This is a genomic window from Caulobacter sp. P1_B12_2 (genome assembly GCF_056406675.1).
Genome location: NZ_JBFTZS010000038.1, coordinates 1 through 16877, shown reverse-complemented (window position 1 = coordinate 16877; position 16877 = coordinate 1). Strand labels below are relative to the sequence as shown.

Genomic DNA, 16877 nt, shown 5'->3' with positions numbered 1-16877 from the left:
GTCGTAGATTCCGTAGCCGACCGACCTCGCCCATTCGAAGTCGAAGTTGAGCCCCGAATTGAACTTGACCGCGTTGCCCTGGATGCTGAACCAGCCGCCGGGGTTGGCTTGGAACAGCAGGGACAGCCCGTTCGGTCCGTCTGGATCGCTCAGGCCGAACGTCGACAGCACGGTGCCAGCGTTGGCCGAGTTGGCCGTCAGTCCGGTTTCGTCGAAGAACACCCAACCGCCGCCCGTGGGCGCGTTCGGCTTCTCGTTCTTGGGATTTACGGTGACCACCAGGTTCACGGGGGGAGAGACCGCTCCGCTGGCGTCCCTGGCCTGCACCGTGATGGTGTGCAGCGCGTCGCGGTTCGCCGCCTCGTAGTCGAACGTCGTCGTGCCGCCGTTGGCGACGAGCAGGCGGCTGCTGTTGTTCGGGTCGAGCTTATAGCGCCCGCCCGCGTCGTTGAGTAGCGTATAGGTCAGGTTCTGGGCCGGGGCCCCGGCCTCGCTCGTATCGGGGTCGATCCCGGCCAGCGTGCCGACGAAGACGTCAGCACCCGAGTTCTCATCCACAGAGCCCGCTAGGCTGACGGTGGTCGGCTTGCCGTTGACCACCACGCGAAGTCCGACGGGCGTACCGCGACGGGTGGAGACGCCGTCGATCGACAGCGGGGTGATGGTCAGGATCGCGTCCTGCCAGGCGTTGGCCGGCGTGAGCAGGCGCACGTCGCCGCGTTGCGCCGCCGTCAGCCGCACTTCCGAACCCTGCACGACGCCGATGGCGGTTCCGGCGCTGTTGACGAAGCTGTAGCCCGGCGGCATGCCGGCGATCATGACGTCGACCTGCTCGGACCCGTCGTTGTCGGGATCAGTGGTGGTGAGGATGATCGGGACGGCGACGCCGGCCTGGCCGCCGGTGCTGCCCGCGGTGATCACGGCGGTGTCGGCCGTCGGGTTGATCTTGAGATTGAAGCCGTTGAGATCGCCCGCGACCTGGTTGGTGCCGCGGATGCGCGCGACCATCTGCAGCGGCAGGGCCCCGCCGGGAAGCCCCGCCGTGGACAGGTTCTGGCTCAGGGTCAGCCTTATCAACCGGTTGCCGTTGGCGTCCGGTCCGACGAGGTTGCTCATCGTGAAGTAGTTGTTGAAGCCGGCGACGCTCGAGGTGATCTCGATGTCGATGTTGCTGGCCGGGATGACCACGGCCGGATTGGCCGGATCGGCGTACCAGGCGCGGATAGGGATATCGATGACGCGCACCTCGCCGTCGAGCGGCTCGTTCGTCACGATGTCGGTGACGTCCGAGATCTTCGGCGCGGTCAGGCGTCGCCAGTAGTCCTCCATCCGGTTGCGGAACGAGGCGTCATTGTCGCGCAGCGTCTGCAGGCCCGCGCGGTTGGCGGGGCGCGAGCCGGCTGGCACGGCCATCATCATCGCGGTCAGGGCGTCGACGTCGATCGGCACCGTGATCCGCCCGCCGCCGTCCGAGATCAGGTCGACCTTGAAATAGGCGTCGGGCTGGCCGCCCACCGGCGCGGTGAACCAGTTCTCGATCGTGGCGCTGCCCTCGATCCCGCTGGCCCCGAGAATGGTCAGCCGGACGTTGGCGCCGGTGGCGCTGACGACGCCCGCGGCGTCGACGCGGTCGAACCAGATGTCGGTGTAGAGGATCGAGGAGTCGAAGGTCAGGTGGTCGAAGTCGGCCCCGGTCGGATCGAAGCTGCGGATCAGGTCGGCGCCCTGGCCGCGAGCGACGAAATAGGTGTCGTTGCCATCGCCGCCTTGCAGGGTGTCGTTGCCGGCCCCGCCGTCCAGATAGTCGTTGCCAACGTCGCCGGACAGCACGTCATTGCCGTCGTCGCCGAACAGCATGTCGTCGCCAAGACCGCCGGAGATCGTGTCAATCCCCGCCCCGCCATAGATCGCGTTGTTGTCGTCCGCCCCGGTCAGAGTGTCGTTGTAGTTCGAGCCCTGGAGGTATTCGACGCCGGTGAAGGTGTCGCCCGCGGCGCTGCCGCCCACGCCGGGTCCGGTCTTGAGGTTGACGGTGACCGCGGCGGTCGAGGTCGCGTAGGTCACTCCGTCGAAATCCAGCCCGCCGTCGATCGCGTCGGCCCCGAGGCCGCCGTCGATATAGTCCTCGCCGTCGCCGCCCTTAATGATGTCGTTGCCGTCGCCGCCCAGCAGCCGCGCGGTCGTGAACGGCCGCCACCAGTCCGTGCCGACCGCCCGGACGCTGTCGTCGCCGCCCTCGCCGTTCAAGGTGTCGACGCCGATCCCTCCCAACAGGAGGTCATTGCCGATGCCGCCGTAGAGCACGTCGTTGCCATCGCCGCCGTCGACGACGTCGTCGCCGTTGTCGCCGTACAGAAAGTCGTTACCCAACTCGCCATAAACTAGATCATTGCCATCGCCACCCAGCACAGTGTCGTTGCCGGCGCCGCCATAGAGGGTGTCGTTGCCTTCGAAGCCGCGGATCGTATCGGCGTTGATCTGGCCGTACAGGGTGTCGGCCGACGTGCCGCCCTCGGTGATGTCGGTCTGGTTGACGACGGTGAAGGTGAACGGCAGGTCGAACGTGAGCGGGTTGCTCGTCTTGTCGGTCATCCGCACGATCAGGCTGACGCTCTGCTGGAGCTCGTAGTCCAGGCTCTGGTTGGCCAGCAGGACAAGCTTACCGCTAGACACCGCGAACCGCGTGCTAATGGTCGATGAACCACTCTCATAGACGGCGTAATTGTACTGCGCCGTCTTCTGGGTGACGTTGTCGCCCCCGTCGTTGACCACCAGGGTCGCGAGGTTGATCTGCGGCCGGGTCGTGGCCAGGGCCACCCTGTCCCGCTCATTGATGGAGGCGACCGTACCCGTCGCCGTAAGGCTGTGCTGCTGGTTGGTGTCCTTAACCTTGACGCTGAAGCCGACCGCGGCTGACGTCTTTTCGCCGTCATAGGCTTCGGCCGTGCCGTTGACCGTCACATAGCCCAGGCCGTCGGTGTCGGTGGTGATCGTCAGCCCAGCGGCGACCAGCGTCTCGAAGTCCGGCTCGACCGCGAACTGGATCTCGCCGCCCACACCCTTGAACAGGCCGTAGGGGTTGGTCACCGGGCGCACGGTCAGGACCGCGCCGGCGTCGGGATCGGCGAGGGTAAAACGCGCCACCCAGCCGCCGACGTTCGAGGCCGCGACTGGAGACGTGGACGCCTCCGAAACCATGCCGCGCGAGCCGTTCGGCGTCGGGGTCAGGGGCGCCTCGTTGACGTTGGTGATGTCCACCTTGACGATGTCGGTGCGCTGGCCGCCGAACGGATCTCGGGCGACGACGGTGATCTCGGCCTGCTGGTTGGGGCTGGTCTCCCGGTCTAGCAGCACGGCGTTGGCAACGTGCAGGGTGCCGTCCGAATCGATCGAGAAGCGGCCGCCGGCCGTGTCGGCCAGGCTGAAGGTGATGAAGTCCCCTTCGGGGTCGGTCGCGGTCAGCTTGCCGACGATCGACCCGTTGACGGTCGTCGTGCCCGGCGCCGATTCGGCGATGCTCAGCGAACCGCCGCCGACCACGGTGATCGGATCTGGATTGTCGTTGACGGGGCGGACCCCCACCTGGACCGTGACCTCGGCCGTCGTTCCATCGGTGTCGGTGACCAGCAGCACGAACTCGTCCGCGCCATTGTAGTTGAGCGTCGGCGTATAGGTCAGGGCGCCGGTCGCCGGGTCGAGGGCGCTGATCACCCCGTGCGACGGCTGGGCGCTTTCCTTGACGCTGTAGACCAGGGCGCTGCGGTCGTGGTCGATGACGCCGTAGGCGCCCGAGAGGGTCACGGCCACGTCCTCGTCGGTGTTCACCACGCGCGGCGCGGTCGGCGCGACCGGCGCCGAATGTCCGCCCGCGTGCCAGTACTTGGCCAACAGGGCGGCGATGTCGGCGGGCATGGCCGTCGGGGTGGCGGCGCTCGCCGCCGTCATGGCCGTCACCAGGTTCAGGGTGTCAGCGTCGTCGAGATAGAGCGCGAAGCTCTCGGTCTGCACCGCGCGGACCAGGCTGGCCCCCGTCGCCGCGAAGAAGTTCGAGACGGTCACGACGGTGTCGCCGCCGATCACGCTGACCTTCAGGTCGGCGCCGGCGCGGACCATCCAGATCCGGTCGAACGACACCGACTTGTCGAAGTTCAGGGTGTTGGCGCCGCTGGCGTCGACCAGTGTGTCGGCGCCGGCCTTCTCGCCGAACACGTAGGCGTCCGCGCCCAGGCCGCCTTGCAGGCTGTCCATGCCCCCGTCGCCGCTGAGCGTGTCGTCGCCGTCGCCGCCGACCAGGGTGTCGTTGCCCTCTCCGCCCAGCAGCACGTCCTTGCCGGCGCCGCCGTCGAGCGTGTCGTCTGCAATGCCACCGGTCAAACTGTCGTCGCCGGCCTCGCCGTACATGACGTCGTTGCCATCGTCGCCGTCCAGGCGGTCATCGCCGTCGCCGCCCCAGAGCTGGTCGCTGGACTCCCCGCCGGCCAAAGCGTCATTCCCGGCGTCGCCATAGAGCTTGTCGAAGCCGAGACCACCCAACAGGACGTCATCGCCGCCGCCGCCGCGCAGTGTGTCGTTGCCATCCAGGCCCGAAAGCCGATTGGCGCCCGCGTTGCCGGTCAGGGTGTCGGCGCCGTCGTACCCTATCACATTCTCGATGCCGATCAGGATATCGCCCGAGGAGTCCGCGCCGGCGACCGTGGCCTGGGCGGTCGTCAAATTGAGATCGATCACCAGGCCGATGCCCCAGCCCGTACGGAGGTAACGCACCGTGTCACCGACGGCGGTGTTGGCGCCGCCGTCCAGGAGGTCAGCGCCGTATCCGCCTTCAAGGATGTCGTCGCCGTCGCCGCCAAACAGCCGGTCGTCTCCGTCATAGCCGATCAGGGCGTCATTGCCGGCGCCTCCCGCCAGATCGTCGATGAGCGCGCCGCTCCGGCCCGCCAACAGATCGTCGCCCGCCGTCCCTACCAGTTGCGCGCCGCTGTTGGCCACCATCACGTTCGTCAGCGACACCGCCTGGCCGTCGTCCAGTTGCAGCAGCTCCACGCGGCTGCCCGCGATCTTCTGGCCCTGCAAGCGCAACTGCTGCCCGGACGGCGCATAGGCGATGAAGAGGTCGTCGCCTGACCAAGTGAAATTCAATTCCGACAAGGAAGTATACTGGATTTCTAGGACATCGGCGCCGCCATCCAGGCTGGTGTCGAAACGTTCGCGCGTGACCTGCTGGCCGTTGGTGCGGGCAAAGCCGGCCGTCCATCCCGACTGGACGTATTCAGCGGGGGTCGGAATGGCGGGGCTTCCCCCGGATTTCACGAACTTGTCGTAGTCGTAGACCAGCTCGCTTGCGGCGTTGCGCAGTTGCAGCCGCCAATAGACGCCTCCCGGCGCAGCGACACCGGTCGAGGTCCAGGTGGTCGTGTAGCCGGCCGCGAGCGCGCCGCCCAGGGTCACAACCTCCTCGACCGCGAACGCGCCTTCGTGAATGACGTCGTTGCCGGCCCAGCCGTTCCAGAGATAGGTGTCGTCGCCGGCGCCGCCGAGCAGCAGGTCGTCGCCGCTACCGCCGTCGAGTTCGGTCTGGCCGGCGTCGCCGCCCAGCACGTCGGCCCCGCCGCTGCCTTCCAGAGCCTCGATCCCGGAATACTCGTCGCCCTCGGCGTCGCCGCTGTTGGCGAAGGTCGCCGACAAGTGCACCCGCACGCCCGCGAAGGCCGAAGCATAGCTCGCCGTGTCGAACCCAGCGCCGCCGGCCAGGATGTCGCGCCCCTGGCCGCCGTCGAGGATATCGTTGCCGACCCCGCCGTAGAGGACGTCGCTCCCGGTTTCGCCCCGCAGGTTGTCGCTCCCGACGCCGCCCGACACGATGTCGTCGCCTCCGCCAGCGGCGATGCCGTCGTTACCCGTGCCGCCGGTGATCCAGTCGGCGATCGCCGTGCCCGCCAGCGGCCCCCGGAAGGGGCTGCCGTCCACCCCGTCGCTGCCGACGATCAGGTTCATCCGACCGGCCGCCACGTCGAGCACGCCGGTCTGGTAGAAGGCGATCTTCTCGATCTGGCCGGCCAAGGCCGCGCCGTTGGCAGCGGTTGAAAACCAGTTCTTGATCGTCACGCTGTCGGTGACGGTCGTGCTGTCGGGGACCTCGGCCTCGTCGTTCGACACCACCATCTGCAGGTCGTCGCCCACCCGACGCAGCACCACGTCCTGGATCCGGATGTTGGGCGCGAACTCCAGGGTGTCGATGCCGCTGTTGGCGGCGATCACGCCCGAGGCCGGCGCTGTGTAGTGCCTGAGGGTGCTGGTCGCGGCGTCGTAGTCGAAGCGTCCCAGCCACTGCAGGTCGGGCTGGGTCTGGGTGCCCAGGTTCTGGCGGACGATCTCGCCGCCGGGTCCGGTCACCTGACCGCTGACGGAATCATAGCTGTAGCCGGCGCCCCAGGCGCCGTTCGCCCAGACGGTCGACCAGCCGCTGGCGGCGAAGTCGTCCATGATCGTGTCGCGGCCGTCGCCGCGCGCGAACTTGAAGCGGTCGTCGCCCGCCCCGCCGACCACCAGGTCGCCGTCGCCGCGGCCGCCCGACAGGATGTCGTTGTCGTCGCCGCCGTAGAGGTCGTCGGCCCCGGCGTCGCCGGTGATCGCGTCCGCGCCCTTGCCGCCCATGAGTTTGTCGGCGCCGAGGCCGCCGACCACCAAGTCGCGCCCCGCGTCACCGGCCACGAAGTCGTCGCCGGTCCCGCCGTTGCCGATGTCGTCGCCGGCCAGCAGGAACAAGCGGTCGTTGCCCGCGCCGCCATAGACGAAGTCGTTGCCAGCCGTGCCGACCAGCACGTCGTTGCCGGCGCCGCCCAGCACGAAGCTGGTGATGTCGCCGATGCGCACCTCGGTGCCGTCGACGAACTTCAGCCATTCCACGCGCTTGAACGGGTTGGAGAACCAGTCCTTGACCGTCAGCTGGGTGCCGGAATCGACCTCCACGCCATTGAAGATCTGGGTGACGACCACGATCAGGTCGTTGCCCGGCGCGCCCGAGGTTCCCGAGCGCTGCAGCCGGATGTCGCCGATCTCGATGCCCAGGCCGAACACCAGGGCGTCCTCGCCGCCGTTGACCTGGCCCTGCGTGACCCCCGCCGACCTTCCAAGCCAGTCCGGACGGATGGCGCCCGCCTGCAACGGATTCAGCTTCCAGGCCTCGATGGCGGACATGCGGGCGGCGATGGCGTCGCCGGTCGCGCCGAAGCCGTCCGAAACCGTTTCCTCGGCCAGATCGGCCCCGTCGCCCCGGCGGACCAGATACTGATCGGCGCCGCCGCCGCCCAGCAGGCTATCGCCCGCCCCAGCCCCGCCGGCTAGAATGTCGTCGCCGGCCCCGCCGGTCAGTTGGTCGACGCCGTCGCCGCCCTCCAGCCAATCGGACCCTTCGCGGCCGCGCAGGATGTCGTTGCCGATCCCGCCCTCGAGATAGTTGCCGTCGCCGCCCAGGGCGCCGGCGTTGACCCCGCCGGCGTCGAGGATGTCATTGCCGGCCCCGCCGATCAGCCAGTCGTCCAGACGACCGCCATAGAGGGTGTCATTGCCGTCCTCGCCGAACAGGTTGTCGCCGCGATCGGACGCCTGGAGGTTATCGTCGCCGGCGCCGGCATAGACGGTGGCGGCCACGTCGATGGTCCGCGCAACGCCGTCGAACGCCACGCCGTTGACGGTCAGGCCGGCGTTGACGCCGCCGCTGGTCGCCAACAGTTGATCGCCGGCCAGACGGATCTGGTCGTTGCCGGCGCCGCCTTCGATCAGGGTGTTGGCATTGGCCTCGATCAGGTCCCGCGTGCTGACGCCCGGTTCGCCGTCGTCGTCCAGGATGCTCCAGACGCGCAGCCCCGCGCCGTCGTCGATCTCCATGCCCAGCCGGCCAGCGGCCAGCGCATTGCTGTTGATCTTGCCATCGACGATCTCGTCCAGGAAGCTGGTGTAGCCGCCAGTCCAATCGGTCGCCGCACGGCGGGTGACGCCAAGCTCGCTCGCTCGCTGCAGGGTCACGAACCACCCCGCCGCGAAGGTGCTCTGCGGCGCCGCGTCTATCAGGGCTTTGATGGTCATCGTGTTTTGCAGGTACTTTTCGTACTCACGCGCCACGCTGACGTCGCCCAGCAGGGTGGTCATGTCGAACTGGCCCGCAGCGCCCGCCGCGTTGCTGCTGGCGTTCCCCCCGGCGTTGAGCAGCGAACCCAGGGCCGCGCGCTTCACATAGGCGTCGCCGCCCGCCAACTGGCCCAGCATGTCGGCCAGCGCCAGATAGGTGCCGTGCGCCACCAGCTTTTCGGCCCCGCCCGCGCCCGAGAACCGGGCGGTGATCGCGTCTTTGTCGGTCGTGGAGGTGGGGCGATAGACGTAGTCCGTCTTGCGCATGCCATAGTTGCCGGCCTGCACCTGGGTCGGGTCCAGCAGCGTGCCGTCGACGACGTTCAGCACCGCGTTGAGATTGCCGGAAACCGCGCTGGCCAACTGCTGGGCCGCGTCCTTGGAGCCACCCTTCTTCGAATAGACGTTGGCGACGACGAACTCGCCCTTGGCCTCGTCCCAGGTCGCGTCGGCCCCGGACCTTGGCGTGCCGCCGAAGATCGAACCGATGAGGCCGCCCAGCAGGGTGTCGACCAGCACGATGGCGACGACGATGGCGACGGCGACCACCGGGTTGGCGGCCGCGAAGGCGGCCGCATTGGACACGATCGCCGACATCGAGGCGGCGCCCACCGCAAGACCGTTGGCGGCCGCCAAGGCCACGGTGGAGGCGAACCCGGCATAGATGCCGCCGACCGCGGCGCCGATCTGGCCGCCGACGGTGTCGAAGGTCTTGATCTCGGCCGCCAACTTGGAGCCGATGTACGAGCCGATTGCATTGACGAACAGGGAGGCGTTGACGCCCTGCAACGGATTGCCAGCCGTCGAAGCCGACGACAAATTGGTGAGAATCTTGCTGACCACGGCGCCGCCGACCGAATTGGCGACCTCGGCGGGCAGGCCCTCCAGGCCGCTGGCCTGGATCAGCTCGGCCGTCAGATAGGACGACAGCGCGCCGACGCCGGCGCCTTTGATGCTCTGGAACAGGGCCGTACCGAAACCCTCGAACCCGTGCGCCAGGATTTCGGTCGAGGGCGTTCCGTGCAGCAGGTTGACGTCGATATATTCGCCGACGGCCCCCAGCACCGTGCTCAGCGTGCCCGAGAGGACCACCTGCTCGAACGGATCGTCGCTGAGGCGCTTGCCGAGAACGCTTCCCAGCGCCATCCCAAGTTGGGCGCCGTCGAGGACCGTTAGGCCGGCGTTGACGCCGTCTCCAAACAACTTCAGGACGACATATGGATGTCCTGTAGATTCATCCTTGCGAACTTCCAGCCGCTCGCTCGGAGGAGAGAATAATTTCCTCCTCTCCGCATCAATGAATTCGCCTATATTTGTTATGCCGTGTTCGGCAATAAATTTATCAACTTTCTGTTGATATGCGCCAAGCCTCTTATCCAAGTAATTTCGATATTCATTATCACTTATAATTAGGCCTCTTTGCTTTCCCTCTTCGAAGGTCCTTCTTTCTACGGGATCGGCTAGGACATCATCTACGGTTAGATGGAAATCCGTCGAAGTTGGACTGCTGTTCAACAGTCTCTTATAAACATCAGCATGACCCGATAGTGAATTTCCCGACGGGCTGTCATGTTCGTTTATCCCGGCATGCATAGATGTTTCATGTATCATGGTGAGCTGGAGATAGGCCTCCCGGCTAACTACTCCTAATTGCTCAACATAATATCTATCATTTAAGTCCATTTTTGAGTAATATGGGTATCCATTGGCGTCATTCGCCACGGGCTGCGCGCCATCAATAACGTACAGCCTTCTCTCATTTCTATTAAGACTCGCCGGCTCAAGGACATTTAGCGTTATAGAGGCGTCCGCATAACTTTCCGGATCTTTATCGAATCTCTGATCGGTTGGAATTGCCAGGTCGGAGTCCCGAAAGACCTCATCAAATCCGAACGCATCTCCACCTCGAACAAGGACGGCTTTATCTGTTGCATTTGGATTAAGCGTTCCGCCGATGCTTTCAGCATTTTGCCGAAAATCCAGAAGTACGGTTGTACCCACATTGGGTCCCGTTTCATTAGTTTTTACAACTGGATCGAAAATGTATTTATTTGGGTCATCAGAGTCCGGATCGTGTATCCGGATTTCTGTTTGCTTGATGCCAGCCAATGATACAAATGCCCTGAACGTTCCCGGACCAGTGGGTCCAGTTGTGAGCAATTTCTCGAACGCAGAGACATAAAACAGAGACGCATTGGCAAGGATAAAGTTCGGTAGGCCGAGAGCATCCCGCTGTGTGGCATTAATGACCCATCCATTGCCAACGGCATTGAATGTGAAAAGGCCGCCAGTACTTACCGTGCCGTTCACGACACCAGGTCCCACAGCCGCCGGAGTGCTGACGATGGGAGTGCTCGGAGTGCTATCCGCTGCTCGGCTACCGCTCATGACCTGTCCCCTCTCGATAACACAACGGCGCACATGGCCTTTTCCAAATCCGACAGGTTCGGGCGGACATCAGGACGTGTCTGCTTGCACATCAGAACCATGAAGACTTCCGCGTCGTAGCGTTCGTAGTGCCTGCGCCATCGTCCATGCTCAGCCTCGATCAAGGCGTCGATGGGCGTCAGCGCATCGTCAGCGCCCCCAGCCTGCCTTCTCTCAGCGGCCGAGCTCGCTGGAATCCCGCAGAATGCGCGTAAATTTCGCGCGGCGACGCCCAGGCCGACCAAATTGGGATCCACGGCCGACACATCCTCGGCTCGCTGCAGAGACCGCGAGAGAGCGGCGTCGCAGCCGACCGCCTGGGCCTTGTCAGCCAGACAGTTCCGGACCTCGCGCAGGGGATTGGGCTTCCATGTCGAGAAGCCGCTCTCGTCGGCGCAGCCCCGGAAATTCATATCGTAACTGGCGAAGATCAGCAGTTCGCCCACGCCAGCCATAGCGTCGCAAGACGCCTTGGCGGCGCCCCCGCTCGCCAGCGCGCATCCCCGCACCGCAGCGTAGGGCAGCCCGCCGCCAGCGCCGCCGCCGCCGTTGAGCACCGTGGTCGAGACGCCGCCGTTGGGCGTGTAGAGGGTTCGGATCGAAGCGCCGTCGATGGGCGCGGCCGCGGCGGCGTAGAGCTTGGCGGCGCGGGCGAGGTCCTTGGGAACCCCGCTCCCCGCCTCGAACCGCTTGCCCAGTTCCAGCTGGGCCAGCTTGTCGCCGCCCTGGGCCTTCCGCGCCAGGACCTTGACCTCTTCGGACGTGGACGGGGCGGTCAGATCGACGCCGAAGACCTGGCTCGCCGCGCACGACGAGAGCAGAACGCAAAGCAGGAGGCCCGCGACGGCGGCGCCCAAGGTCTTCAGCGGTCGGCCCTCGCGACGGCTCATCCCGCTTGCCCTCCCGATGCGCGGAGGGGTGTCGGCGGGCGACGGCGGGAGGGCGGCGGCTGGAGGATTCTCATCGCTCGCGCCCCGCTTCGTCCAGGGATTTCGAGATCGGGCTGAGCAGGTATTGCAGGATCCGTCGCGACCCGGTGCGGACCTCGGCCTGAACCGCCATGCCGGCCCCGACGCGCGCGCAGAGCGGCGCAGCCTCCGCGCGACCGGCCGCGCAGGCCAATCTTATGCGCGTGGCGTAGACAAGGCCAAGCTTCTCGTCTTGTATGGCGTCACGCGTCACGGATCGCACTTCCCCCTGTATTAAGCCATACTCGGTAAACGGGAATGCTTCAAGCTTTACTCGCACAGGTTGACCTTCGCGGATGAAGCCGATGTCCTTGTTGAGGATGTGCGCCTCGACCTCGTAGTCGCTGCCGTCGGGCACGATGACGATCAGCGCCTGGGCTGGCTGGACGACGCCGCCGATCGTGTGGACCGCAAGCTGCTGGACCGTGCCGGAGACCGGGGCGCGCAGGGCCTGGAAGGTCTTGCGCTGGGTCGACTTGCGAAGCTCTTCGGTCCGCAGGGAGGCGTTGTCGCCGGCCTCGGCCAGGTCTGACGCGGCGCCCTTGAGCAGCGCCTGGCGCAGCTCCATCAGCTGGTTTTCGATCGCAGCGACCGCGGCCCGAGCCTTGGCCGCGTTCGACATCTGGATGTCGATGTTCTTGACGTGCTCGATGCGCAGCTGCTCGTACTCGAGCATCTTGAGCCGCGAGAAATAGCCCTTTTCCAGCAGTTGGCGGCGCGCGTCCAACTGCTGATCGACCAGCGGCAGGGTTTCGCGCAGCTTGGCGGTCTCGGTCAGGGCGGTGGCCAGCTCCTCGGCGTGCTGGGCGCGGGCCTCGATCAGTTCACCGCGCTTGGCCGCGTATTCGGCGATCTGGCTCCCGACGAACTGGACCTGGACCGCCGCGACGTCCGGAGAAATCCCGGGGGGCGGCGCGAAGCGGCTGGGGCGTCCGTCCAGATAGGCGATGATCGCCTGGCTGCGCGCCTGGGCGATCATCGCCGCCTGCAGGCCGCGGCTGGCTTGCGCCTCGTCGGCGCCGGTCATGGTCGGATCGAGCTCGACCAGCAGTTGGCCGGCCTGCACGTGCTGGCCGTCCCGGACGTGGATCGCCCGCACCACGCCGATCTCCAGCGGCTGGATCAGCTTGACGTTGGCGATCGGGATCACCTTGCCCGGGGCCACCGCGACGACGTCCAGCCGCCCGAACGTCGACCAGGCCAGGGTGATCGCGAACAGGCCGCACAGGATCAGCATCAGGTAGCGCAGGCCGGGGCTGGGCGGGGTCTCGATGATCTCCAACGCGGCCGGCAGGAATTCGGCGTCGGACCGGGGCCGCCGGCTGCGCGCCGCCTCGTCCTGCTCGCGCCAGGCGGTCCGCAGCACCGTCCAATGCCGGGCCAGGCCCGGGAAGCGCTCGGCCAGGGTCATGCCGGCTCTCCCATCTGGCGACGGTGCAGGTCGGCGTAGCGGCCGTTGCGGGTCAGCAGGGTGCGGTGGTCGCCCTCCTCGGTGATCTCGCCGGCCTCGACCGTGATGATCCGGTGGCACTGCCGCACTGCCGAGAGCCGGTGGGCGATGATCAGCACGGTCCGGCCCGCGGCGATGCGGCGGAGGTTGGCTTGGATGATCTCCTCGCTTTCGGCGTCGAGCGCCGAGGTCGCTTCGTCAAGGATCAGGATGCGCGGATCGCCGACCAGGGCCCGGGCGATCGCGATCCGCTGGCGCTGGCCGCCCGACAGGTTGGCCCCGCGTTCGTCGATGATCGTGTCGTAGCCGTGCGACAGGGCCAGGATAAACTCGTGCGCCCCGGCCATCTCGGCCGCCGCGATCACCTGCTCCATCGGCAGGGTCGGGTCGGACAGGGCGATGTTCTCGCGCACCGAGCGGTTGAACAGGATGTTCTCCTGCAGGACCACGCCGATCTGCCGGCGCAGCCAGGCAGGATCGACCAGCGACAGGTCGACCCCGTCGACCAGCACCCGGCCCTGCTCAGGCACGTAGAGCCGCTGCACCAGCTTGGTGAGGGTCGACTTGCCGGATCCCGAGGGGCCGACGATGCCGAGCACCTCGCCGGGCGCGATGCGCAGGCTGACGCCGCGCAAGGCCTCGGCCGCGTCGGGGCGATAGCGAAAGCGGACCTTGTCGAACGTGACCGCGCCCTTGATCGGCGGCAGGGCGGCCCGGGCCGGATTGTGCTCCGGCTCGGCCTCGGCGTTCAGCACATCGCCCAGCCGGTCCACCGAGATCCGCACCTGCTGGAAGTCCTGCCACAACTGCGACAGGCGCAGGATCGGCGCGGCCACCCGGCCCGACAGCATGTTGAAGGCCACCAGCGAGCCCACCGTCAGGTCGCCGGCGATCACCGCCTTGGCGCCGAAATACAGGATCGCGACCGTCGTCAGCTTGGAGACGATCTGGATCAGGTGGTTGCCCCAGTTGGCCAGCTTGGTCACCTGGAAGCCGACCTGGGTGTAGCCGGCGAACTGCCGTTCCCACTGGTCGCGCATGCGGGGCTCGACCGCCATGGCCTTGAGCGTGCCGATGCCGGTCACGGCCTCGACCAGGAAGGCCTGGTTCTCGGCGCCGCGCGCGAACTTCTCGTCGAGCAGCGCGCGGATCGGCGGGGTGATCAGCACCGATATCAGCACGTAGATCGGGATCGAAAGCACGACGACCAAGGTCAGCTTCGGGCTGTAGACGTACATCACCGCGAAGAAGACGACGGTGAAGAACAGGTCGATGACGACGGTGACCGCGTTCGAGGTCAGGAACTCGCGGATGCGCTCCAGTTCACGCACCCGGGCGACGCTGTCGCCGACCCGGCGGGCCTCGAAATAGGACAGCGGCAACTGCAGCAGATGGCGGAACATCCGCGCCGACAGCTCGGCGTCGACCCGGTTGGTGCTGTGGGCGAACAGCCAGTTGCGCAGGCCCGAGAGCAGCGTCTCCCAGATCATCACCACCGAAAGGCCGATCACCAGGACGTCCAGCGTCGACATGCTGTGGTGGACCAGCACCTTGTCGATCACCAGTTGGAAGAAGATCGGCGAGACCAGGCCCATCAGCTGTAGGAAGAACGAGCCGACCAGCACGTCTCGCAACGGCTTGCGGTACTTGACCAGCGCCGGGATGAACCAGCTGATGTCGAAGCGTCGGCTGGACCCGGCGATGCGCTCTCGGGTGGTCATCAGCAGGACGCGGCCGTCGAAGACCGCGACGAAAGCGTCGGCTTCGATCACTTCGGGCGAGGCCGCCGCGGGACGCTGGATCAACACCCGGCCACCGGCCCCGGCGCCCTCGATCCGCAGCAGTATGGCGACCTCGTCACCCAGGCCGATCAGGGCCGGCAAGGGCAGCTTGGCAAGCTCGTCGCCGCGAGCCTTTTTCGTGCGTGCGACGAGGTTCAGACGCAGGGCGGTCCTGACCAGATCCTCGAACGAGAACAGCGCGCCGGCCCGGCCCCGCTCGTGGCGGACCTGGTCGGCGTCGACCGGCACTTGCAGGAACCTGGCGAGCAACACGAAGCTTGCCAGGCCCGAGTCGAATGGTGTCTCAGGGAAATCGTGGTCCACGCTCAGCGACCGCCGCGCACGACATGCGAGACACGTCGCGCCAGCGTGGCGAAATCCAAAAAGCCCCTACCCCCAAACACCGCCGCGCCCCACACAACCACGGGTAGATGTGGCAGCTTGACGGTAGAGTTGCAACTGCAATTTTAACCTGAACCCCTGCAACCTCGAATGTCGCGCTGATCGCGATCCGGCTTGAGGAAGTTGGTTGGCGTCTGACCAAATGCGATCTGGCAGCACCACGTGATGAGAATGCGTGCCCGCCATCGTCGACATGCACAAGCTGCGGGACGTCGAGGGCATCGCGTCGCTGATCGGGATCTCCGGCCGGGCCTATCCGATCGCCGATGGCTTCATCAGCACCGTGAAGGAAGCGGAGGAGGCTGGCGCGTTCGACTTCACGCCCCGCGGCGTGCCGAACTACACGGCTGGCCAGAAGGTCAAGATCACCAAGGGACCGTTCAAGGGCCTTACGGCGACCATCGCCAAGGCGACACGAGACGGGCGAGCCTCGCTCATCATGCAGGCGGTCTATGGGCGCGGATCAGTCAAGCCGGTGAAGATCAATGTGGAGCATATCGAACCTGCCGATTTGTACGCGGCGTAGATCAACCTTCACTTGGCTTTTCGAGCGCAGCACGCAACGGTGGCCCCCTACCAACGCTTTGGGGGCAACATTGGTGACTTGGGAGAAGATCGAGAGTTCAATCCCGCCTTGGGCTTCGATGTTATATCATTCCCGACTTGCGCGCTTGGCAGTCTTGCTCCCAACCACGCTCTCCGCTCTTGCGGGCCTCGACGATATCGGTACTTGGGCAACTTGGTTGGTCAAATGCTGGGAGCCGATCCGCGAGAAAGTTGCAACTTTCGTTAAACCACTATCAATCCCGCTCGATTTGACGCCCGACACCCTAGCTACTTTGCTATTTTTCCTACCTTTTGTTGCCTATGCGATTGCTTCGCGACTTGGCAAAAATTATGAACAGCCACGATGGTATATTGAAGTACTTGCCATAGGCTCGTGCATCCTTCTTTTTATGGCCACCATTGGAGCTTCACTCGATACTTCCAATATCTCTATGTGGGCGTCAGTATCTTTCCTCGCCATTTGCACTTACGCGATTGTAGCCATGATCAACTGGTTGACTATTCGCAATAGAATTATCTCAATATTAGCGCCTGCTCTGGGGAATATCGTTCTATGCATTGCCATGATTGAAGATGAGCGCAATCCCATATACATCGCAACGGTACTTTGTGTGTTTATCCTCCCCTTGCTCGCACCACGCCGCTTGGCGGAAACGGGGATCTTATTCACTGTCATACTAGCGATATCTCTGGCGCACGAATGGGTGAGCTCCATCCACATGTTGCCAGCTTAGTTCGTAGAATTTCTCCATTAGCTGGTTGCTATTGAGGCCGTATCGCCCCACGACCTATATCAATGACTCACCGTCGGTATATGTCGGGAGTCGGGGCGACCGTCGGCTAGGAAAGACTGCCCCCAGCGGGCACGACGATCCCAGGGTGTAGAGGACCGGAGAACGGTCCCTGACACCTCTTTCGTGGGCGCGTGCCCGCACTTCAGTCTCAACCCATGTACGGCGCCTCGGCAAGGGCTGGCGTAGAGACGTGAGAGCGAGGTCACGATGCTGCGACCGATGCCGCCCCTTGAGATGCTCGAAGGTGGGGGGCCGACGTTTCTGCCCAGTTCCGAGCTTGAGGCCTGGGCCCGGGCGACGTTCATCGATCCCGACGCCGACCTGGTCAACGAGGAGCATCAGCACCTCAACTCGGCGCGTC

Annotated in this window: 6 protein-coding genes; 2 read left to right on the top strand and 4 right to left on the bottom strand. The window is 65.5% G+C overall.

The genetic code is table 11. From position 1 onward, the window contains the following. The 4 genes from AC1DZ6_RS04270 to AC1DZ6_RS04255 all read right to left on the bottom strand — a co-directional run. A partial coding sequence (locus tag AC1DZ6_RS04270) for an Ig-like domain-containing protein (RefSeq protein WP_477095951.1) occupies positions 1–9273 on the bottom strand: 9273 nt, incomplete at its 3' end. A gap of 1238 nt (positions 9274–10511) precedes the next feature. After that, positions 10512–11411, bottom strand: a complete 900-nt coding sequence (locus AC1DZ6_RS04265) for a hypothetical protein (RefSeq protein WP_477095950.1) — start codon at positions 11409–11411, stop codon at positions 10512–10514. A gap of 103 nt (positions 11412–11514) precedes the next feature. Continuing rightward, positions 11515–12933, bottom strand: coding sequence for an HlyD family type I secretion periplasmic adaptor subunit (locus AC1DZ6_RS04260; RefSeq protein WP_477095949.1), 1419 nt, complete (start codon positions 12931–12933; stop codon positions 11515–11517). Continuing rightward, the gene (locus AC1DZ6_RS04255) at positions 12930–15077 is read right to left on the bottom strand and encodes a type I secretion system permease/ATPase (RefSeq protein WP_477095948.1); all 2148 of its coding nucleotides are present in this window, start codon (positions 15075–15077) and stop codon (positions 12930–12932) included. Before AC1DZ6_RS04255 ends, AC1DZ6_RS04260 begins: the two co-directional genes overlap by 4 nt. 253 nt (positions 15078–15330) lie before the next feature. Here AC1DZ6_RS04255 and nusG point away from each other — a divergent pair, with 253 nt between their 5' ends. Both nusG and AC1DZ6_RS04245 read left to right on the top strand, forming a co-directional pair. After that, entirely contained in the window at positions 15331–15681 is a 351-nt protein-coding gene (gene nusG, locus AC1DZ6_RS04250; protein WP_477095947.1) for a transcription termination/antitermination protein NusG, read from the top strand. 145 nt (positions 15682–15826) lie between these two features. Then, positions 15827–16456, top strand: coding sequence for a hypothetical protein (locus AC1DZ6_RS04245; protein WP_477095946.1), 630 nt, complete (start codon positions 15827–15829; stop codon positions 16454–16456). Positions 16457–16877 lie beyond the last annotated feature (421 nt).

Excerpts from the sequence above, each read along its gene's own strand:
- AC1DZ6_RS04260 (WP_477095949.1), bottom strand. The coding sequence starts at position 12,933 with ATGACCCTGGCCGAGCGCTTCCCGGGCCTGGCCCGGCATTGGACGGTG.